This window comes from Citrobacter sp. Cb023 (assembly GCF_030336805.1).
Taxonomy (GTDB): domain Bacteria; phylum Pseudomonadota; class Gammaproteobacteria; order Enterobacterales; family Enterobacteriaceae; genus Citrobacter; species Citrobacter braakii.
Map to the genome: position 1 here is coordinate 411,782 of NZ_JAOWCV010000032.1, position 19,262 is coordinate 431,043.

Consider the following 19,262-nt stretch of genomic DNA (forward strand, 5'->3'; position numbering starts at 1 on the left):
TACCCCTTAATTATTGGCAGTAGCCTCTGGCTGGTTGATTTTTGCCGGAGCAGGACGCTCCGATTTTGGCGTAGCATACCAATAACCCAATCCCATGAATACGACACCGGACAAAGTATTACCGAGTGTCACCCACAACAGGTTATGACCAATTCCTGACAGGGTATAGGCTTCGCTGTGGTGGCCGAACCAGGAGAGGGCAAACAGCGTCATGTTGGCAACCGAGTGCTCGTAACCGGAAGCGATAAACGCCAGTAGACACCACCAGATAGCGAGGAATTTTGCTGCGCCCTCGGTACGAATTGCCATCCAGATTGCCAGACAAACCAACCAGTTACACAGCGCGCCTTTAAAGAACAGGACCGTTGCTGGCGCGGTCGTTTTCGCCAACGCCACCGAATGGACGATGCTGGTATCGACCGGCAGCAGGCTACCGCCGCCCCAACTGTAAAGCAGAGCGACAAACACGGATCCGACCAGGTTACCCAGCCAGGTTTTTGGCAGGATTGCCCACATCTGACCGTGACTGATGGTGCCCGCTTTAACGCCAAGCGTCAGGAACATCGTGTGTCCGGTGAACAGTTCAGAACCGGCGATAATAACCAGCGTTAAGGCAATACCAAAGGTTGCACCCATTACCAGAGGACGTACGGACGGGTCGAGCAGATTACCGAGGGTGAAAATAAGAATGATGCCGAGACCCACATAGGCTCCTGCCATTGCCGAACTGATCCAGAATCCGAGCGGGTTATTAGCCGAGAGGCGTGCGATGCGCGCAGCGTTAGCCGCACACTTATTAATAGTGTCTGTGAACATGTGTTGATTATCCTTGAAGTACAAACAATAAAAAGAAATCGTAACCGTAGGCCGGATAGCGCTACGCTTATCAGGCCTACAAATAAAAGACCTACAAATACGTCAAAAAAGGGGAGGCGTTGCGCCTCCCAAAAAGTTATTAACCGCGCAGTTGCACCGTGCCGTCTTTCACTCGCGCTTCGTAATGTTTCACGGAGAACTGTTCGTCTTCCATGCACAGACCATCGCTTAAGCGAAAGCGCTGTTTTTTCAGCGGGCTGGCGACCCACAATTCGCCCTGATGTTCAGCAATCAGCCCACGAGAAAGCACGCTGGATTCAAAGAACGGGTCGATGTTGCTGATCGCAAACACCTGGTCGCTGTGATACGGGCGGAAAATCGCAACTTGCTCGCTACCTAACAGGGCGCAGACGCCTGTTGCAGGCAGAATGTCATCGATTTTGCAGATGTTTTTCCACTGGCTCATGCGTTTTCCTCCACCAGAGTCACCGGGATACGCTCATAGGGCGTGGCCGGACGATGTTGTTCACGTTCAGGCACAACCTGGACATTCGGATCGCGTTGATCGCTGTTGATAAAGTGTTTGAAGCGAACCTGTGCGGATGGGGTGTTAACCGTCTCTGTCCACTCGCAGACCACCGCTTCACGCAGACGGGCCATCTCTTCTTCCAGGTGCTGGTTCAGCCCCAGTTTGTCGTCGATGATGACCGATTTCAGATATTCGATACCGCCTTCCAGGTTGTCTAACCATGGTGCGGTTCGGGTCAGTTTGTCAGCGGTACGGATGTAGAACATCATGAAACGATCAAGGTATTTGAGCAGCGTTTCGCGGTCGATATCCGCTGCCAGCAGGTCTGCATGACGAGGTTTCATCCCGCCGTTACCGCAAACGTACAAGTTCCAGCCTTTCTCAGTGGCGATGATACCCACGTCTTTGCCCTGTGCTTCCGCACATTCACGGGTACAGCCGGAGACGCCGAATTTCATTTTGTGCGGGGTACGAATGCCCTTGTAGCGGTTTTCCAGCTCCACGCCGAATCCGACGCTATCGCCGACGCCATAACGGCACCAGGTACTGCCTACGCAGGTTTTCGCCATACGCAGGGCTTTGGCGTATGCGTGACCGGTTTCAAAGCCCGCTTCAATCAGCTGACGCCAGATTTCCGGCAGGTCATCTTTTTGCGCGCCGAACAGGCCGATACGCTGAGAACCGGTGATTTTGGTATACAGGTTAAATTCACGCGCGATACGGCCCACGGCCACCAGGCCTTCAGGAGTAATTTCTCCGCCCGCAGAGCGCGGGATCACGGAGTAGGTACCGTCTTTCTGGATGTTCGCCAGGAAGTTGTCGTTAGTGTCCTGCAGCGGCGTGTGCTGTGGTTTGAGGATGTACTCATTCCAGCAGGAGGCCAACAGGGAACCTACGGTTGGTTTACACACTTCACAGCCGTAGCCTTTCCCGTGTTTTGCCAGCAGCTCTTCGAAGGTTTTAATTCCTTCTACACGGATCAGATGGAAAAGTTCCTGACGCGAGTACGGGAAGTGTTCACACAGGTTGTTGTTAACTTCGATCCCCTGTTTCGCCAGTTCAGCGTTCAGGACCTGCGTTACCAACGGGATACACCCGCCGCAGCCGGTACCAGCTTTGGTTTCAGCTTTCAGCGCCGCAACGGTGTGGCAGCCTTTGTTAATAGCGGCGATCAGCATGCCTTTGGTGACGTCGAAGCAGGAGCAAATCTGCGCGCTGTCCGGCAGTTTATCGACACCGATAGACGGCTTACCGCTGCCCGCGTGAGCTGGCAGAATCAGTGAGTCTGGGTTTTCCGGCAGTTCGATGGCGTTCAGCACCAGCTGCAGCAGGTTGCCGTAATCGCTGGTGTCACCGACTAAAACCGCCCCGAGCAGGGTTTTGTTATCTTCGCTAACGATGAGGCGTTTGTAGACTTCTTTGCTTTCGTCGAGATAGACGTAGCTACGGGCGCCCGGCGTGCGCGCATGCGCGTCGCCAATCCCGCCGACGTCAACACCGAGCAGCTTCAGCTTGGCGCTCAGATCCGCACCTTCAAAGGCGTTTTCGGTTTCGAGAATATGGTCAACGGCAACCTGCGCCATTTTGTAGCCTGGAGCGACCAGACCATACACGCGGTTGTTCCAGCTGGCGCATTCGCCGATGGCATAGATGTCCGGATCAGAAGTCTGGCAGGTATCGTTAATCACAATACCACCGCGCGGCGCAACGTCGAGGCCGCATTGGGTGGCCAGTTTGTCGCGTGGGCGAATACCGGTAGAAAAGACGATGAAATCGACTTCCAGTTCGCTACCGTCGGCAAAACGCATGGTTTTGCGCGCTTCGGTGCCTTCCTGGACGATCTCTTTAGTGTTTTTGCTGGTGTGGACACGCACGCCCATGCTTTCAATTTTGCGACGTAACTGCTCGCCACCCATGTGATCCAGCTGTTCGGCCATCAGCATCGGGGCAAATTCAATCACGTGGGTTTCAACGCCGAGGCTTTTCAGCGCCCCGGCGGCTTCCAGGCCCAGCAGGCCACCGCCGACGACGGCACCACGTTTGCTACGGCGCGCGCAAGACTCAATGGCGTTGAGGTCTTCGATGGTGCGGTAAACGAAGCAGTCTTGGGTTTCAGAACCTTTAATCGGCGGGATCCACGGATAAGAGCCTGTCGCCATGATCAGCTTATCGTAATAGACCGTACGACCCGCGCTGGAGTGGATCACCTTCTCCTGGCGGTTGATGGTGATTGCGCGCTCGCCCACTAACACCTTAACGCCATGCTTCTCGTAGAATCCTTCACGCACCAGAGAAAGTTCTTCGGCGGTGTGGTGGGAGAAGTAGGACGACAGGTGGACGCGGTCGTACGCTTTGCGGGGTTCTTCACAGAAGACGGTAATATCAAAATTGGCAGCGTCGGATTTATCAAGAAGATCCTCAATAAAGCGATGGCCGACCATACCATTACCGATAATAGCGAGTCTGACTTTGCTCATTTTTGCCTCGATTTCTTTTCTATTACTGCCTACCTTAACGATTCAGCAACCCCGCTTATTGATGCAAATCAAATTCGCCTTTATATACTCCTTAAGAGGTATATAGCTGATTTAACTGCATTTTTATAAGTTACGGAATTAACAGGCTTTTCGTGTTTGTATAAATAGCGTACAAATTAAGAGGTTTTTGTAAGAATTGGCCTACAGCACCAGAGAAAGAAGAGGGCGCGGGAATAGGCCGGAGGGCGTCTGCGCCTTATCCGGCCTACAAACAGCTTGTCTTGTAGGCCGGATAAGATGCGTTAGCATCGCCATCCGGCACTCAGATTAATGCGTTGCGGGTGCGTTATGCTGGCGATGACGCGTGACGAACCCAAGAATAAAGCACATCACGAATACGACCGCATACAAGCCGTTAGCCGTCTGCAATGCCGCCAGCGGACCGCTGTGCGCCACGATAGGGCCAGTGACCACGAAAGTGAGCATAGTACCGATGGTGCCACAGGTCAGAACGAAGTTAACCAGTTTAGGTGATGCGACCTTCGTCTGCTGGGAGCCGAGGGTAATGATGGTGGTATAAATCGCGCTGGAGAAGAAGCCCAACGTCAGAATGAACCACGGCATATGCTCCGGCGTACCGGTGATAAACAGATACATCAGGACGGTGGCCACACCCGCCAGTACGGTCAGGATGCGCTGCAAATCGAAGAAACGCAGGATAAAGCTAAATGCCCACATGCCAACCATGTAAGACATCCAGAAGTCGCTGACCAGTTTACCTGCGTCGTTCAGGCTCATGCCCAGACTTTTGGCGTATTCCGGCACCCAGGAGATAAAGCCCAACTGACCGAGGATGTAGCACAGCGCGGCGATCGCCAGGAACAGCACGCCAATGCCCCATTTTTCTTTTACCACTGGCGCGTCCGGTTGCTGCGCGTGTTTACCCAGCGCCGGGAATTCGCAGCCGAAGGTCAGCAGGAAAATGGCGACGTATACCAGGCCGATGCAGGCATAAACCCAATACCATTCGATGCTGCGCGCTAACAGGAATGCTGCCACCATCGGAAAAATCATGCCGGCCATGCTGAAGAAGGAGTCAGTAAACAGCAGGCGGGAACCGCGCTGGCGACCTTCGTACATCTGAGTCACCAGGAACGTACCAATCGACATGGTGATACCGCTCACCAGACCCAGTACAAACATGGCGGCTGAGAACAAGGCCAGGCTATGGCTGAGCATCAGTCCGGCGACCGCCAGAACCATCAGGATAAAGCCAAAGCGCAACTGGGTTTTCAGTGGCACAATTTCCATCAGCCATGCATTCAGAAAAATAGAGATCAGAATGCCGGCATTCAGAAAGGTGAAGGTGTTACTCATACTGGAAACGGGCAAATGGAAGTAATCTGCGATGTTTCCCATCACCATCCCGGTGACAATTACCAACGCGCCTGTCAGGGCGTAGGAGAGAAAGCTAATCCATGTGAGCTTGATGCGATTGCTGTTAGTCATGACTGGCCTGTATAGAAGTGTTAGGCGCATTGACTGCGCCGTGAGCGGGCAGATTTTAGGCGCTTTAGTGATGCATTTAAATGTTTATTGGTAATTACTTGCTACGTTACATTTTTTTATGTGATCTAGATCGCATTGAATCTTGAGGCTATAAGGTTACATTTGTTTCAAGTACGTAAAATTAAGTAAAGGGATGGCCTTGTTCTTGAAGGCTCTTTAGAATCAATTCACTTGCTTCATTTCTGCTCTTGTTAAGGAATTCTCATGCTCAAATCGACTCTGGCGGCTGTTGCAGCTGTTCTCGCTCTTTCTGCTCTTTCTCCCGCAGCACTGGCAGCAAAAGGTGACCCGCATGTCCTGCTGACAACCTCTGCCGGTAACATTGAGCTGGAGCTGAACAGTCAGAAAGCCCCAGTTTCAGTGAAAAACTTTGTCGATTATGTCAACAGCGGTTTCTATAACAACACCACGTTCCACCGCGTGATCCCTGGCTTCATGGTGCAGGGCGGCGGTTTTACCGAGCAGATGCAGCAGAAGAAACCTAACCCGCCAATCAAGAATGAAGCTGATAACGGACTGCGTAATACCCGCGGCACGATTGCCATGGCGCGTACAGCAGATAAAGACAGCGCGACCAGCCAGTTCTTTATCAATATTGCAGACAATGCGTTCCTCGATCACGGCCAGCGCGACTTTGGGTACGCGGTCTTCGGTAAAGTTGTGAAAGGTATGGATGTCGCGGATAAGATCTCTCAGGTGCAGACCCATGATGTTGGTCCTTACCAGAATGTCCCGTCAAAACCGATTGTTATCCTGTCTGCCAAAGTCCTGCCGTAAACGTCTTTTACGCGGGCAGTTCCTGTCCGCGTTCTTTCCCTTCTCTGCGTAACCTGAAATTGCCGCTTATACTTGTGGCAAGTGTCGGCTCATTCAGGGAGGTCACGTGAAAAAACTCACCGATAAACAAAAGTCCAGACTCTGGGAACAACGGCGAAATGCCAATTTCCAGGCCAGTCGGCGGCTGGAAGGCGTGGATATTCCACGGGTGACTCTGAGCACGGAAGACGCCCTGGCGCGTCTTGAAGAGTTGAGGGGGCACTATGAGCGATAAATTCGGTGATGGACGCGATCCCTATTTGTATCCGGGCCTGAATGTCATGCGTAACCGTCTGGGGATTCATCAGGCGCAGCGCCTGGCGCAGGCGGCGTATGAACTGACGGCGCTGCGTGCGGCCACTATCGAATTAGGCCCGCTTAAACGGGGCTTGCCGCATCTGTGCGCCATTCATCGCCAACTGTATCGGGATATTTTTGACTGGGCGGGACATCTGCGAGAAGTGGATATTTACCAGGGCGAGACCCGCTTTTGCCATTTCGCTTATATCGAGAAAGAGGGCAATGCGCTGATGCAGGACCTGGAAGACGAGTCCTGGTTGGTGGGGTTACCGGAAGATAAGTTTGTGGATCGTCTTGCTCACTATTATTGCGAAATCAACATGCTGCATCCGTTTCGTATTGGCAGCGGTCTGGCGCAGCGAATTTTTTTCGAACAGTTAGCGATTCATGCCGGGTATATATTGAGCTGGGATGACATTCCGGTTGAGGAGTGGAACCTGGCTAATCAGAGTGGGGCGATGGGGGACCTGTCTGCGCTTAGGGCGATATTTCGTAAAGTGGTAAGCGAAGCCCCGGAAACTGAGTAGAATAGCGCGGTTCTTATGTACCGGAGCCGCCATGATCCTGCTTATCGATAACTATGATTCTTTTACCTGGAACCTGTACCAATACTTCTGCGAACTGGGCGCTGATGTCCTTGTCAGGCGCAACGACGAACTGACGCTGGCGCAAATCGACGCGCTAAGCCCGCAAAAAATCGTAATATCCCCAGGCCCCTGCACGCCGGATGACGCTGGGATCTCATTGGATGTTATTCGTCATTTCGCGGGCAAGACGCCCCTGCTGGGTGTTTGTCTGGGACATCAGGCTATGGCGCAGGCCTTTGGCGCGACAGTGGTTCGGGCAGCTAAAGTGATGCACGGTAAAACCTCGCCAATTACGCATAACGGGCAGGGTGTTTTTCAGGGGCTCGCCAACCCATTAACGGTGACGCGCTACCACTCTCTGGTGGTTGCCCCCGCGACGCTTCCTGACTGCTTTGAGGTGACGGCCTGGAGTGAAACGCAGGAGATTATGGGCATTCGTCACCGCGAGTGGGATATGGAAGGTGTGCAGTTTCACCCGGAGAGTATTCTCAGCGAACAGGGGCATCAACTGCTGGCTAATTTCCTCAACAGGTGATTTGTGGTTGCTATTCAGTGATTTTTTATTCATATTTTGTGATTATAATTTCACTAACATTTCTGCTTAACAGGGTGGCAATGACATGGCAACTGAACAAACTGCAATTACGCGCGCGACATTCGATGAAGTGATTCTGCCGATTTATGCACCGGCTGAGTTTATCCCGGTAAAAGGAAAAGGGAGTCGAGTCTGGGATCAACAGGGCAAAGAGTATGTTGATTTCGCGGGCGGCATTGCAGTTACTGCACTAGGACATTGCCATCCGGCCCTGGTGGAGGCGTTAAAAACCCAGGGTGAAACCCTGTGGCATACCAGCAACGTTTTCACCAACGAACCGGCGTTGCGCCTGGGCCGTAAAATCATTGATGCGACCTTCGCCGAGCGCGTGCTGTTCATGAACTCGGGTACCGAAGCTAACGAAACCGCCTTTAAGCTGGCGCGCCACTATGCCTGCGTGCGCCATAGCCCGTTCAAAACCAAAATCATTGCCTTCCATAATGCGTTTCACGGCCGTTCGCTGTTTACCGTGTCCGTCGGCGGGCAGCCGAAATACTCTGACGGCTTTGGACCAAAACCAGCGGATATCATCCATGTACCGTTTAACGATCTGCATGCGGTCAAAGCGGTGATGGACGATCACACCTGTGCGGTGGTGGTTGAGCCTATTCAGGGGGAGGGTGGCGTCACTGCGGCAACGCCGGAATTCCTGCAAGGTTTGCGTGAACTTTGCGACCAACACCAGGCGCTATTGGTATTGGATGAAGTGCAGAGCGGGATGGGCCGTACCGGCGATCTGTTTGCCTATATGCACTATGGCGTGACGCCGGATATCCTCACCAGCGCGAAGGCTCTCGGCGGCGGCTTCCCGGTGAGCGCGGTGCTGACCACCCAAGAGATTGCCTCCGCATTTCATGTGGGTTCGCACGGTTCCACTTACGGTGGTAATCCGTTGGCCTGCGCAGTTGCGGGGGCCGCGTTTGATATCATCAACACGCCGGAAGTGTTGGAAGGTATTCAGGCCAAACGTCAGACGTTTGTCCAGCATTTGCACAAGATTGATCAACAGTTCGACATTTTCAGCGAGATTCGCGGGATGGGGCTGCTGATTGGCGCCGAGCTGAAGCCGCAGTTTAAAGGCCGGGCGCGCGATTTCCTGTATGCCACCGCGCACGAAGGGGTGATGGTACTCAACGCCGGACCGGACGTGATGCGTTTCGCGCCGTCGCTGGTAGTTGAGCAGGCGGATATCGATGAAGGGATGCAGCGTTTCGCACAAGCGGTAGCGAAAGTCGTTGCCTGATTACCTGTTGCCGGATAAGCACAGCGCATCCGGCAGTCGATCTTAACCTTTCATGTCCCGCAGACGGCGGCTCAGCCAGATTCCGTGGTGCGGTCGCTGACGCCATGCTACCGACGAAATGGTGTGCATGGTGTTCAGATGCCCCAGTATCCGTTGCAGATGCTGCTCAAGGGTGCTTAACGGACCGTGGGACAGCATCTCTGGCGCTTCGAGAATATTCACATCGCCTGAGCTTCCCGGTCCGTCATATTCCAGCCGCTGCTGACAGCGCTGGAGCGCAATTTCACAGGATTCCAGATACCGCTGCGCTAAATCCGGCGTCAGCATTGTGTGTTCCCTTGCCAGTGTGGTCATCGCGTTGATGTGCTCGACGATGAACTGGCTGTGCGTGACCCACAGTTTCATGTCCGCCAGGTAGTGCGAGTTGAATCCTGGCTCCTGCATCGCCTGGTTCAGTGAGTTGAACAACGTGTTATGCGCCTGATTGACCCGCATGCGTTGATACGCCAGCGGCGTGGCCTGCGGATCGTTGCTGAGGATCAGGCGAATGGCCTCCTGATCGGCTTCTAACGCATCATGGGCGTTCTTACGCAGCAGGCCGCTCTGCCACTGCGGCCACAGCCAGAGTGTACCGCCAAAGGCGATTAAGCAGCCAATAACCGTATCGACAAACCGCGGCACGATAAACTGTTCTCCGTTCAGCGTCAGCAGTTGCAGGGTGTATACCGCCGTGACCGTAAAGCCGACGGTAGCCCAGCCGTAGTTTTTGCGCATGATCAGATAGCTACCTAGGGTAATCAGCAGCATGCCTGCCAGCGTGTAACCTTCCTGAATATGAAAGTGCAGGGTGACCCCGGCAATGACCAGTCCAACGAGCGTTCCTGCTGAACGGTGTAAAATACGTACCCGGGTTGCTCCGTAGCCATTTTGCGTGACGAACAGGATCGTCATCAAAATCCAGTAAGGCTTTGGCAGGTGTAAAGCGCTGCCCATCAGGCTGGCGATACTTAGCATGACACTGATGCGTCCGGCATTACGCAGCGCCGGCGATTTCAACGACAGATAGTTTTTCAGGGCCGGGATCAGCGGCAACCGACGCTGCTTGTCCGCCATTAAATCTCGGGCGTACAGCGGTCGCTGGGTGCGTAGCACGCGGGCAATACGGCTGAAGTGCCAGTAGCAAAATTGTCCCACCGGATTGTCCGGATGCTGGTTGGCGATTTTCTCCAGCGTGCCAATCTGCTTGTCCATCGAGAAACGGGTCGGCAAGCGGTGATACAGAATATCATCAGCCAGTACCCGAAGGCGTTCGGCGACGGTGCGCGCATTCCAGCGAATCACCTGTTCGGCGTGGCTACGTTCGACCAGCTTTTGCACCTCTTCCGGCTGGTGGAGGCTGACGGAAATATGCTCCTGCAAGTCCAGTGCCTCCTGAAAGGCACGCAGCAGGCGCTTGTAATCGTTGTTGCGATGCGCCGACAGCATATGCATTTGCTGGTAGCACTGGGTAATCAGATCTACCGCTTTCTGCTGGCGAACCAGCAGGGGAGGCAGCGCTTTTTCCGGATCGGCATGCTGGGTCAGCAGGCTGTACTTAGCCTCACAGTAATCGGCTAATTCACGGTACAACAAGCTGAGCGATTCACGGAGCGGCTGCTCGCGCCACATCCAGAACCAGAACCAGTTGAACAGGCCGTACCATAACGTGCCCAGCGCATAGATCAGCAACGGTTCCCAGACGGGCATGTTCCCGACCAGGCTTAGCGTGAAAATCGCGGCGATAAGTGAGGCCGGTAACAGTCTGGCATGCAGAGGGCTTAGCTCGGCGGTTACGCCAAGAATCAGCGTCAGTCCGGTGAGGATAAGCGGCAGCGGTATGGCCTGTGCCAGCAGCAACTGCATGATCAGACTGCAACCGGCAAACAAAGACGCGCCAATAGATAAACGTTTGAAAAAGCGCTTATGCGGGGTATCAAGACCGGCAATGTTGCAGCAGGCAGGGACCAGGGAGAAGAGGAGTCCCAGATGAAGCTGACCGATGATCAGACCAACAGCCACAGGTAAACATAGCACCAGCGTCTGCCGTAGTGCGTAGTTGATCTCTGGGTGGTATATCAGTCTTCGCCACATCGGTGTAAACAAAAGTGGCGCATCACTGAGTAACGCGCCACTTCGATGGGGTTAACGGGTGCCGTAGACGACGATGGTCTTACCGTGTGCGGAGATCAGGTTTTGATCTTCCAGCATCTTCAGAATACGACCAACGGTCTCACGGGAGCAGCCAACGATCTGGCCGATTTCCTGACGGGTGATTTTAATCTGCATGCCGTCCGGGTGGGTCATCGCATCAGGCTGTTTCGCCAGATTCAGCAGAGTCTGCGCGATACGACCCGTTACGTCGAGGAAGGCTAGGTTGCCGACTTTTTCAGACGTGACCTGCAGGCGACGAGCCATCTGTGAAGACAGGCGCATCAGAATATCCGGGTTGACCTGGATTAATTGGCGAAATTTTTTGTATGAAATTTCAGCGACTTCACATGCGGTTTTGGCACGTACCCAGGCGCTACGTTCCTGACCTTCTTCGAAGAGGCCTAATTCACCAATAAAATCGCCCTGATTCAGATAAGAAAGGATCATTTCTTTCCCTTCTTCATCTTTGATCAGCACTGCCACTGAGCCTTTAACGATGTAATACAACGTTTCCGCTTTTTCACCCTGGTGAATCAGCGTGCTCTTCGATGGGTACTTATGAATATGGCAATGAGACAAGAACCATTCGAGAGTCGGGTCTGTTTGCGGTTTGCCAAGCACCATGCGCGGTTATCCTCTGTTATAAGCTGTCTCCAGAGCCAGAAAACGACGCTGCCTCTGGGTTTGCAAAAATATGCTTCCCGCTACCTGGGAAAGGGGCTGTCAAAAATTAACTGCAGCCTGTAATGTGATGTCCTCTGCATACATGCAGTACGTCAATGTATTACTGTAGCATCCTGACTGTTTTAGCATAGCTTTCGCCGTGTGTCTCCTGGTGTCTCGCTTCAGCATGACGCAGGTCGCCTTCCGTTGCGAGAATTGTTATGTACGCGTAATCTGTCAGGAAAATTGAAACATTGGAGTTACGAAATATGCAAGCGCGTGTAAAGTGGGTTGAGGGGTTAACCTTCCTCGGTGAGTCCGCCTCTGGTCACCAAATTTTGATGGACGGTAACTCCGGTGATAAAGCGCCGAGCCCGATGGAAATGGTATTAATGGCTGCGGGCGGTTGCAGCGCAATTGATGTGGTTTCGATCCTGCAAAAAGGTCGTCAGGATGTGACCAACTGCGAAGTGAAACTGACCTCAGAGCGTCGTGATGAAGCGCCGCGCCTGTTTACCCACATCAACCTGCATTTCATCGTAACGGGTAACGATCTGAAAGATGCGTCCGTTTCGCGCGCAGTCGATCTCTCTGCGGAAAAATATTGCTCTGTGGCGCTGATGCTGGAAAAGGCGGTGAACATTACCCACTCCTATGAAGTGGTTGCTGCTTCGTGATGTCATGCCTGATGGCGTTTCACTTATCAGGCCTACAGGATATAAACGCGTAGGCCGGATAAGGCATCAGCCGCCATCCGGCAAAATAACACCTTACTCTATCTTTTTGCCTTCCATCAGTCGCTGGACCAGCGGCAGCATAATCAATTCCATCGCCAGACCCATTTTCCCGCCCGGAACAACCAACGTATTGATATGGGAAATGAATGATCCCTGCAGCATGGCCAGTAGCCACGGGAAGTCGATCCCTTCCAGGTTCCGAAAATGAATCACGACAAAGCTTTCATCCAGGGATGGAATACTTTTGGCGGCAAAGGGGTTGGAGGTATCAACGGTCGGTACGCGCTGGAAGTTAATGTGCGTACGGGAAAACTGCGGCGTAATGTAATTGATGTAATCGTCCATTGAGCGCACCACCGAGTCCATCACCGCTTCGCGCGAGTGTCCCCGCTCGCTGGTATCGCGGGTCAGCTTCTGAATCCATTCCAGGTTCACGATCGGCACTACGCCAACCAGCAGATCGACATGCCGGGCCACGTTTTGCTGTGGGGTTACGACGCCGCCGTGCAGTCCTTCATAGAACAGGACATCCGTCGGTTCAGGCAGCGGCTGCCAGGGCGTAAATGTACCCGGAACCTGATTCCACGGTACGGCCTCATCGTAAGTGTGCAGATATTTTCGCGACTGACCTTTGCCCGTCTGGCCGTATTCGATGAAGGTTTGCTCCAGCAGACCGAAGTCATTAGCTTCGGGGCCGAAATAGCTGATATGCCGCCCGGCATCGCGCGCTTTGCGAATCGCCATGTCCATTTCCGGACGGGTATAACGATGAAAACTGTCACCTTCCACCTCGGCGGCGCGCAGATTTAACTGCGCGAAAATTTTACGAAACGCGAGGCTGGTGGTGGTGGTCCCCGCGCCGCTGGACCCTGTTACCGCAATCACCGGATGTTTGGCAGACATAACAACTCCATGAATAGGTTGAATTTTTATTATAGTCGGCCGTCGGTTACGGATTACTCGTGAATCTGCTTCCTCGGCATAATGTTGACCGTTTCATGCAGTTCGGACCATACCAGCACGGCTTCACCAGATTGTAGTTGGCGTTTGACGTCGGCGACTTTTTGTTCGAGCGAGCGTTCATGTTCACCATAATCGGTGCCTTCGCGCAAGACAAAGCTTTCAATCAGATTGTCCAGTGCGTCCGGGGAGATATCTTGCCAGGGGATGATCATGATGATGCCTCCAGATACGTTGTCAGCCAGTCCGGGATTCTGGATTCCAGCCACATCTCAGGACGGCGCACCGTGCCGCCAATGAATCCGACGTGGCCGCCGTGTTCCGTCAGTTGATACTCTACCTGTGAGGGCAGATTTTCCGGTTTAGGGATCACGTGATGATCCATAAACGGATCGTCTTTGGCATGGATAATCAGCGTGGGTTTGGCGATCTGGTTGAGCAACGGCATAGCGCTACACTGACGGTAATAGTCTATAGCATCGGCGAAACCGTGGATTTTGGCGGTGATCAGATCGTCAAAATCGCGAATGCGACGCAGAGATTTCAATTGGCCCAGACTCACCGGCAGCGATCCTGGATACGCCTCTAGCTTACGCGAGGCATTGGCTTTCAACAGGTTTAGCAGGTAGCGCTGATAGACCCGGGAGAATCCCTTGTCCATATGGTAACTACAGGCTTCCAGCACGAAAGGCGCGGAAACGATAACCGCGGCATCAATTGGAATCTCATTACCTTCTTTTGCCAGCAGACAGGCCAGCATGTTTCCACCGAGCGAATAGCCTACCGCCGCGGTCGGCACGCGACCGAACTCACGTGCCAGCCAGTGTAAAAACCAGGTGCCATCTTCTGTTTCACCGGAGTGATAAATACGGTTCAGACGATTGGGTTCGCCGCTGCAGCCGCGAAAATGCATCACCACGCCCAGCCAGCCGCGCTTTTGCGCTGCTTCAATCAGGCCATGTGCGTACGGGCTGTTCAGACTGCCTTCCAGACCGTGAAAAACCACCAGGCGCGGTTTATGTTTCGCCTGCTGCGGATCTTCACTCCATGCCAGATCGACAAAATCACCGTCGGGCAATTCCAGACGCTGCCAGTGGGCGTCGAACTTCACCTTGCGGCGAATTAAACGCGGCAGCATCGTCTGCAGATGGCGGTTACTGATACCGCGCATCGGGCGGAATTCTCGCGAATCGTCGGTAGGTGGAGTTATTTCTGTGGACGTGATTTCAACCATAACACCAGAGCAATTAATAATCGGAAAGAATAACTATACCGCGCACAGCGCGTGCGGGTTAGCCAATATGTGATTTTGTCGCGAGTCAGTCAGCAGGCAATCATCGGCTATAGTGCCGGATGGCGGCTTCGCCTTATCCGGCACTCATGATTACTCGGCCAGCATCTGCTCAAGCTGTTCCTGAGCCTCCAGCCAGGCCATCTCGCACTCTTCCAGTCCGGATTTCGCACTGGCCTGCTGCTGCAAGCATGCCGTGAGTTCGGCTTTGCGGCTTTGGTCGTACAGCTCGCTATCGCCGAGTTTTTCTTCCGCCTGTGCCAGCTGTGCGTGCAGTTTCTCCATCTCTTTTTCCAGACGGGTAATCTCTTTACGTAGCGGTTGCGTCAGGGTGCGTAGTTCAGCTTCGCGACGCTTCTGGTCTTTACGTGCCTGGGCGCTGTTAACGCTCTCTTTTGCCGGTTCGTCGCTCTGGTTTTCCTGTTTTTGCACATCGCTCAGCCACTGCTGATAATCCTCAAGATCGCCATCAAACGGCTCGACTTTCTTGTCGTGCACCAGATAGAGGTCATCGGTAGTAGAGCGAATCAGGTGACGGTCGTGCGAGACCACAACCAGCGCGCCTTCGAAATCGATCAGCGCTTCGGTCAGCGCCTGACGCATATCCAAATCCAGGTGGTTGGTCGGTTCATCAAGCAACAGCAGGTTCGGGCGCTGCCAGACGATCAATGCCAGCACCAGACGCGCTTTTTCACCTCCGGAGAAGCGGCGAGTCTCTTCGCTGACTTTATCGCCATGGAAGCCGAATCCGCCGAGGTAGTCTCGCAGTTTCTGCTCCAGCTCCTGCGGCGCCATGCGTGCCAGGTGCTGTATAGGTGATTCATCGGCGCGTAAAAACTCCAGCTGGTGCTGTGCGAAGTAACCCAGCTTGATGCCTTTTGCCAGGCCAATCTCGCCGCTGATGGGAGCCAGTTCGCCGGCCAGCAGCTTAATCAGCGTAGATTTACCCGCGCCGTTGCGTCCGAGCAGGCCGATGCGAGACCCCGGCACCAGATTCAGTTTGATCGAATCGAGAATGACGCGGTCGCCGTAGCCGGCGCTGACCTTTTCCATCTTTAACAGCGGGTTCGGCAGGCTTTCCGGCTCGCGGAAGCTGAAGTGGAACGGGTTGTCCACGTGCGCAGGGGCAATCAGCTCCATGCGTTCCAGCATTTTGATACGGCTCTGCGCCTGCTTTGCTTTGGTGGCTTTAGCGCGGAAACGATCGATATAGCTTTGCAGATGCGCCACGCGCTCCTGCTGGCTTTCGTACATTGCCTGTTGCTGTGCGAGGCGGGTCGCTCGCTGGATTTCAAACGCACTGTAGTTGCCGGTGTACTCGAACATCGTTTGCTGTTCGATATGAATAATTTTATCCACCACCGGATCGAGGAAGTCACGGTCGTGGGAGATCAAAATCAGCGTGCCCTGATAGCTTTTCAGCCATCTTTCCAGCCAGATCACCGCGTCGAGATCGAGGTGGTTGGTTGGTTCATCGAGCAGCAGCAGGTCTGAACGGCAAATCAGCGCCTGAGCCAGGTTGAGACGCATACGCCAGCCACCGGAGAAATCGCTGACGGGACGTTCAAGCTGTTCGTTGGAGAAGCCGAGGCCATGCAGCAGGCTGGCGGCGCGTGAGCGCACGGTCCAGGCGTCGATGGCATCCAGCTTGCCATGGACGGTGGCAATGGCATGTCCATCGTTACGTTCGTTGGCATCGTTCAACTGTGCTTCCAGTTGACGATACTCGCGGTCGCCGTCAATCACATACTCCAACGCCGGCTGTGGCAACGCAGGCGTTTCCTGATTAACCCACGCGAGCTGCCAGTTTCCCGGATAGGTAAATCCTCCGGCGTCGGCGCTAAGTTCATTTTTCAGCAATGCCAGCAGGGTAGATTTACCGCAGCCATTTTTACCTACCAGGCCAACTTTCTGCCCTGGATTAATGGTGGCCGTGGCATTTTCCAGCAGGACGCGCACGCCGCGACGAATTTGTAACGATGAGAAAACAATCATAAGGCGCCGTATGTTCAGACTATGTTAATTTATCATTATGATAATGTAATGTGTGGGCCATTTGCCGCACCGAGGCGCAATGGTAGCCCAAAACGTCGAAAATAGACAAAAGACAAAACCGGGAGGGGGATGATGTTCCAGCCAGCGAAAGTCTTGCTGCTGTATGCCCATCCGGAATCTCAGGACTCGGTCGCGAACCGGGTACTGCTTAAACCGGCCATGCAGCTCAGCAATGTTACCGTGCACGACCTGTACGCGCACTATCCTGACTTTTTTATCGACATTCCGCATGAGCAGGCGCTGCTGCGCGAGCATGATGTGATTGTTTTTCAGCATCCGCTCTACACCTATAGCTGCCCGGCATTGTTAAAGGAGTGGCTTGACCGCGTACTGAGTCGAGGATTTGCCAGCGGCCCCGGGGGGAATCAACTGGCGGGAAAGTACTGGCGGAGCGTTATCACTACCGGAGAGCCGGAAAGCGCCTACCGCTATGACGCGCTAAACCGTTATCCAATGAGCGATGTACTGCGCCCTTTTGAGCTAACGGCCGGTATGTGCCGCATGCACTGGATGAGCCCTATCATTGTCTACTGGGCCAGACGGCAAACGAAACAGGAGCTGGACAGCCATGCGAAAGCGTATGGTGACTGGCTGGCGAATCCGATCCCTGTGGGAGGCCGCTGATGGAAGGTTCTGATTTATTGACTGCCGGCGTGTTGTTCCTCTTCGCGGCGGTGGCTGCAGTTCCGCTGGCCTCAAAGCTGGGTATCGGTCCGGTGCTGGGTTACTTGCTGGCGGGGATTGCTATCGGCCCATGGGGATTAGGGTTCATCAGCGATGTGGATGAAATCTTACACTTTTCCGAACTGGGCGTAGTTTTTCTGATGTTCATCATTGGGCTGGAACTTAATCCGACCAAACTGTGGCAATTGCGGCGTTCAATTTTTGGCGTCGGCGCCGCGCAAGTGATGCTAAGCGCGGTCGTGCTGGCAGGGCTACTGATGCTTACAGCGTTCTCCTGGCAGGCGGCAGTGGTTGGCGGCATTGGTCTGGCGATGTCATCCACCGCTATGGCGCTACAGTTGATGCGCGAAAAAGGCATGAATCGCAGTGAATCCGGACAACTGGGCTTTTCGGTGCTGCTGTTTCAAGATCTGGCGGTGATCCCCGCGTTGGCGCTGGTTCCGCTGCTGGCGGGGTCTGCTGACGAACATTTTGACTGGATCAAGGTAGGGATGAAGGTGCTGGCCTTTGCCGGCATGCTGATTGGCGGGCGCTATTTGCTGCGTCCGGTTTTCCGCTTTATTGCGGATTCTGGCGTGCGGGAAGTGTTCACCGCCGCCACGCTGCTGTTAGTGCTGGGTTCTGCTTTATTTATGGATACGCTGGGTCTGTCGATGGCGCTGGGGACCTTTATCGCGGGCGTTCTGCTGGCGGAAAGCGAATACCGACATGAGTTGGAAACGGCAATCGATCCGTTTAAAGGCCTGTTGCTTGGCCTGTTTTTTATCTCCGTAGGTATGTCGCTTAACCTTGGCGTGCTCTATACCCATATTTTATGGGTGGCGGCGAGCGTGATGGTGCTGGTGGTCGTAAAAATGCTGGTGCTGTATGTACTGGCGCGTCTTAACGGCATGAGAAGCTCAGAACGGATGCAGTTTGCCGGGGTTTTAAGTCAGGGCGGTGAATTCGCTTTCGTGCTGTTTTCAACGGCCTCTTCCCAACGGCTGTTTCAGGGTGACCAAATGGCGCTGTTGTTGGTGACCGTCACGCTGTCGATGATGACCACGCCGTTGGTGATGAAGTTGATTGATAAATGGCTCTCCCGCCAGTTTAACGGCACGGATGAAGAAGATGAAAAACCCTGGGTGGAAGATGATAAGCCGCAGGTGATTGTGGTGGGTTTTGGGCGCTTTGGTCAGGTTATTGGTCGTCTGTTGATGGCCAATAAAATGCGTATTACCGTCCTGGAAAGAGATATCAGCGCAGTGAATTTAATGCGCAAATATGGCTATAAGGTCTATTACGGTGATGCCACGCAGGTGGATCTGTTGCGTTCCGCGGGTGCAGAAGCCGCACAGTCTATTGTTATTACCTGTAATGAACCTGAAGACACTATGAAGCTGGTGGAGCTGTGCCAACAGTATTTTCCGCATTTGCATATTCTTGCGCGTGCGCGCGGACGTGTAGAGGCGCATGAGTTATTACAGGCTGGTGTGACGCAGTTTTCCCGCGAAACATTTTCCAGTGCGCTGGAGTTGGGGCGAAAAACGCTGGTTACGCTAGGGATGCATCCGCACCAGGCTCAGCGCGCTCAGCTGCATTTTCGGCGGCTGGATATGCGCATGTTGCGGGAACTGATCCCTATGCACACGGATACGGTACAAATCTCCCGAGCCAGGGAAGCCCGGCGCGAGCTTGAGGAGATTTTCCAACGAGAGATGCAGCAAGAGCGACGTCAACTGGATGGCTGGGATGAATTTGAGTAGAGGAA

General features: G+C 53.8%; 17 protein-coding genes and 1 pseudogene. 8 read left to right on the forward strand and 10 right to left on the reverse strand.

Features of this window, described 5'->3' with window-relative positions; translation table 11 throughout:
* Positions 1-6: 6 nt before the first annotated feature.
* The 4 genes from nirC to tsgA all read right to left on the reverse strand — a co-directional run bounded on the left by nirC (position 7) and on the right by tsgA (position 5,331).
* A complete protein-coding gene (gene nirC, locus OGW44_RS08380) occupies positions 7-816 on the reverse strand; it encodes a nitrite transporter NirC (protein WP_016157627.1) in 810 nt (269 codons plus the stop codon).
* Positions 817-955: 139 nt separating this feature from the next.
* Complete coding sequence (gene nirD / locus OGW44_RS08385; RefSeq protein WP_016154780.1) at positions 956-1,282, reverse strand: nitrite reductase small subunit NirD; 327 nt, start codon at positions 1,280-1,282, stop codon at positions 956-958.
* Positions 1,279-3,822, reverse strand: a complete 2,544-nt coding sequence (nirB, locus tag OGW44_RS08390) for an NADPH-nitrite reductase large subunit (RefSeq protein ID WP_016154779.1) — start codon at positions 3,820-3,822, stop codon at positions 1,279-1,281. Before nirB ends, nirD begins: the two co-directional genes overlap by 4 nt.
* Positions 3,823-4,149: 327 nt before the next feature.
* Positions 4,150-5,331, reverse strand: coding sequence for an MFS transporter TsgA (gene tsgA / locus OGW44_RS08395; RefSeq protein WP_016154778.1), 1,182 nt, complete (start codon positions 5,329-5,331; stop codon positions 4,150-4,152).
* A gap of 264 nt (positions 5,332-5,595) precedes the next feature.
* Between tsgA and ppiA the strand changes: the two genes are divergently transcribed.
* The 5 genes from ppiA (at position 5,596) to argD (ending at position 8,932) form a co-directional block, all read left to right on the forward strand.
* Entirely contained in the window at positions 5,596-6,168 is a 573-nt protein-coding gene (ppiA, locus tag OGW44_RS08400; protein ID WP_019078158.1) for a peptidylprolyl isomerase A, read from the forward strand.
* A 106-nt stretch (positions 6,169-6,274) separates the two neighbouring features.
* Complete coding sequence (gene ficA, locus OGW44_RS08405; RefSeq protein WP_016157626.1) at positions 6,275-6,442, forward strand: FicA/YhfG family antitoxin; 168 nt, start codon at positions 6,275-6,277, stop codon at positions 6,440-6,442.
* Positions 6,432-7,034, forward strand: coding sequence for a putative adenosine monophosphate-protein transferase Fic (locus OGW44_RS08410; protein ID WP_046275257.1), 603 nt, complete (start codon positions 6,432-6,434; stop codon positions 7,032-7,034). Before ficA ends, OGW44_RS08410 begins: the two co-directional genes overlap by 11 nt.
* Positions 7,035-7,065: 31 nt before the next feature.
* Positions 7,066-7,629 carry an aminodeoxychorismate synthase component 2 gene (gene pabA, locus OGW44_RS08415; RefSeq protein ID WP_016154776.1) on the forward strand — a complete coding sequence of 188 codons (564 nt, stop codon included), beginning with the start codon at positions 7,066-7,068 and terminating at the stop codon, positions 7,627-7,629.
* 85 nt (positions 7,630-7,714) lie between these two features.
* Positions 7,715-8,932, forward strand: a complete 1,218-nt coding sequence (argD, locus tag OGW44_RS08420; protein ID WP_185654949.1) for a bifunctional acetylornithine/succinyldiaminopimelate transaminase — start codon at positions 7,715-7,717, stop codon at positions 8,930-8,932.
* Positions 8,933-8,974: 42 nt separating this feature from the next.
* On the opposite strand, the gene OGW44_RS08425 is transcribed toward argD, so the two are convergent.
* Both OGW44_RS08425 and crp read right to left on the reverse strand, forming a co-directional pair.
* On the reverse strand, positions 8,975-11,062 hold the full coding sequence (locus OGW44_RS08425; protein ID WP_185654956.1) for a YccS/YhfK family putative transporter: 2,088 nt from the start codon (positions 11,060-11,062) through the stop codon (positions 8,975-8,977).
* Positions 11,063-11,113: 51 nt separating this feature from the next.
* A complete protein-coding gene (gene crp / locus OGW44_RS08430; RefSeq protein ID WP_000242758.1) occupies positions 11,114-11,746 on the reverse strand; it encodes a cAMP-activated global transcriptional regulator CRP in 633 nt (210 codons plus the stop codon).
* A gap of 308 nt (positions 11,747-12,054) precedes the next feature.
* Here crp and OGW44_RS08435 point away from each other — a divergent pair, with 308 nt between their 5' ends.
* The gene (locus OGW44_RS08435; RefSeq protein WP_016154773.1) at positions 12,055-12,462 is read left to right on the forward strand and encodes an OsmC family protein; all 408 of its coding nucleotides are present in this window, start codon (positions 12,055-12,057) and stop codon (positions 12,460-12,462) included.
* 93 nt (positions 12,463-12,555) lie between these two features.
* Here the strand turns inward: OGW44_RS08435 and OGW44_RS08440 are convergent, their stop codons facing one another.
* From OGW44_RS08440 to OGW44_RS08455, 4 genes and pseudogenes are all read right to left on the reverse strand, one after another.
* Positions 12,556-13,425 (reverse strand): phosphoribulokinase, encoded by an 870-nt coding sequence (locus tag OGW44_RS08440; protein WP_003827751.1) that lies wholly within the window; start codon positions 13,423-13,425, stop codon positions 12,556-12,558.
* A gap of 53 nt (positions 13,426-13,478) precedes the next feature.
* Positions 13,479-13,697, reverse strand: a complete 219-nt coding sequence (locus OGW44_RS08445; RefSeq protein WP_003023615.1) for a YheU family protein — start codon at positions 13,695-13,697, stop codon at positions 13,479-13,481.
* Positions 13,694-14,762 (reverse strand): annotated as a pseudogene (locus OGW44_RS08450) (hydrolase). Before OGW44_RS08450 ends, OGW44_RS08445 begins: the two are co-directional and overlap by 4 nt.
* A gap of 104 nt (positions 14,763-14,866) precedes the next feature.
* A complete protein-coding gene (locus OGW44_RS08455; protein ID WP_185654950.1) occupies positions 14,867-16,768 on the reverse strand; it encodes an ABC transporter ATP-binding protein in 1,902 nt (633 codons plus the stop codon).
* Positions 16,769-16,900: 132 nt separating this feature from the next.
* On the opposite strand from OGW44_RS08455, the gene kefG reads away from it, so the two are divergent.
* Both kefG and kefB read left to right on the forward strand, forming a co-directional pair.
* On the forward strand, positions 16,901-17,452 hold the full coding sequence (kefG, locus tag OGW44_RS08460) for a glutathione-regulated potassium-efflux system ancillary protein KefG (RefSeq protein ID WP_003023629.1): 552 nt from the start codon (positions 16,901-16,903) through the stop codon (positions 17,450-17,452).
* A complete protein-coding gene (gene kefB / locus OGW44_RS08465; protein ID WP_185654951.1) occupies positions 17,452-19,257 on the forward strand; it encodes a glutathione-regulated potassium-efflux system protein KefB in 1,806 nt (601 codons plus the stop codon). The genes kefG and kefB overlap by 1 nt, the downstream gene beginning before the upstream one ends.
* The last annotated feature ends 5 nt before the right edge of the window (positions 19,258-19,262 follow it).

What these genes read in the sequence shown, in the direction of transcription:
- kefG (WP_003023629.1), top strand. Translation starts at nt 16,901, where the DNA reads ATGTTCCAGCCAGCGAAAGTCTTGCTGCTGTATGCCCATCCGGAATCT.
- ppiA (WP_019078158.1), top strand. Translation starts at nt 5,596, where the DNA reads ATGCTCAAATCGACTCTGGCGGCTGTTGCAGCTGTTCTCGCTCTTTCT.
- OGW44_RS08455 (WP_185654950.1), bottom strand. Translation starts at nt 16,768, where the DNA reads ATGATTGTTTTCTCATCGTTACAAATTCGTCGCGGCGTGCGCGTCCTG.
- pabA (WP_016154776.1), top strand. Translation starts at nt 7,066, where the DNA reads ATGATCCTGCTTATCGATAACTATGATTCTTTTACCTGGAACCTGTAC.
- nirC (WP_016157627.1), bottom strand. Translation starts at nt 816, where the DNA reads ATGTTCACAGACACTATTAATAAGTGTGCGGCTAACGCTGCGCGCATC.
- nirB (WP_016154779.1), bottom strand. Translation starts at nt 3,822, where the DNA reads ATGAGCAAAGTCAGACTCGCTATTATCGGTAATGGTATGGTCGGCCAT.
- nirD (WP_016154780.1), bottom strand. Translation starts at nt 1,282, where the DNA reads ATGAGCCAGTGGAAAAACATCTGCAAAATCGATGACATTCTGCCTGCA.
- tsgA (WP_016154778.1), bottom strand. Translation starts at nt 5,331, where the DNA reads ATGACTAACAGCAATCGCATCAAGCTCACATGGATTAGCTTTCTCTCC.
- OGW44_RS08440 (WP_003827751.1), bottom strand. Translation starts at nt 13,425, where the DNA reads ATGTCTGCCAAACATCCGGTGATTGCGGTAACAGGGTCCAGCGGCGCG.
- argD (WP_185654949.1), top strand. Translation starts at nt 7,715, where the DNA reads ATGGCAACTGAACAAACTGCAATTACGCGCGCGACATTCGATGAAGTG.
- crp (WP_000242758.1), bottom strand. Translation starts at nt 11,746, where the DNA reads ATGGTGCTTGGCAAACCGCAAACAGACCCGACTCTCGAATGGTTCTTG.
- OGW44_RS08445 (WP_003023615.1), bottom strand. Translation starts at nt 13,697, where the DNA reads ATGATCATCCCCTGGCAAGATATCTCCCCGGACGCACTGGACAATCTG.
- OGW44_RS08410 (WP_046275257.1), top strand. Translation starts at nt 6,432, where the DNA reads ATGAGCGATAAATTCGGTGATGGACGCGATCCCTATTTGTATCCGGGC.
- OGW44_RS08435 (WP_016154773.1), top strand. Translation starts at nt 12,055, where the DNA reads ATGCAAGCGCGTGTAAAGTGGGTTGAGGGGTTAACCTTCCTCGGTGAG.
- OGW44_RS08425 (WP_185654956.1), bottom strand. Translation starts at nt 11,062, where the DNA reads ATGTGGCGAAGACTGATATACCACCCAGAGATCAACTACGCACTACGG.
- kefB (WP_185654951.1), top strand. Translation starts at nt 17,452, where the DNA reads ATGGAAGGTTCTGATTTATTGACTGCCGGCGTGTTGTTCCTCTTCGCG.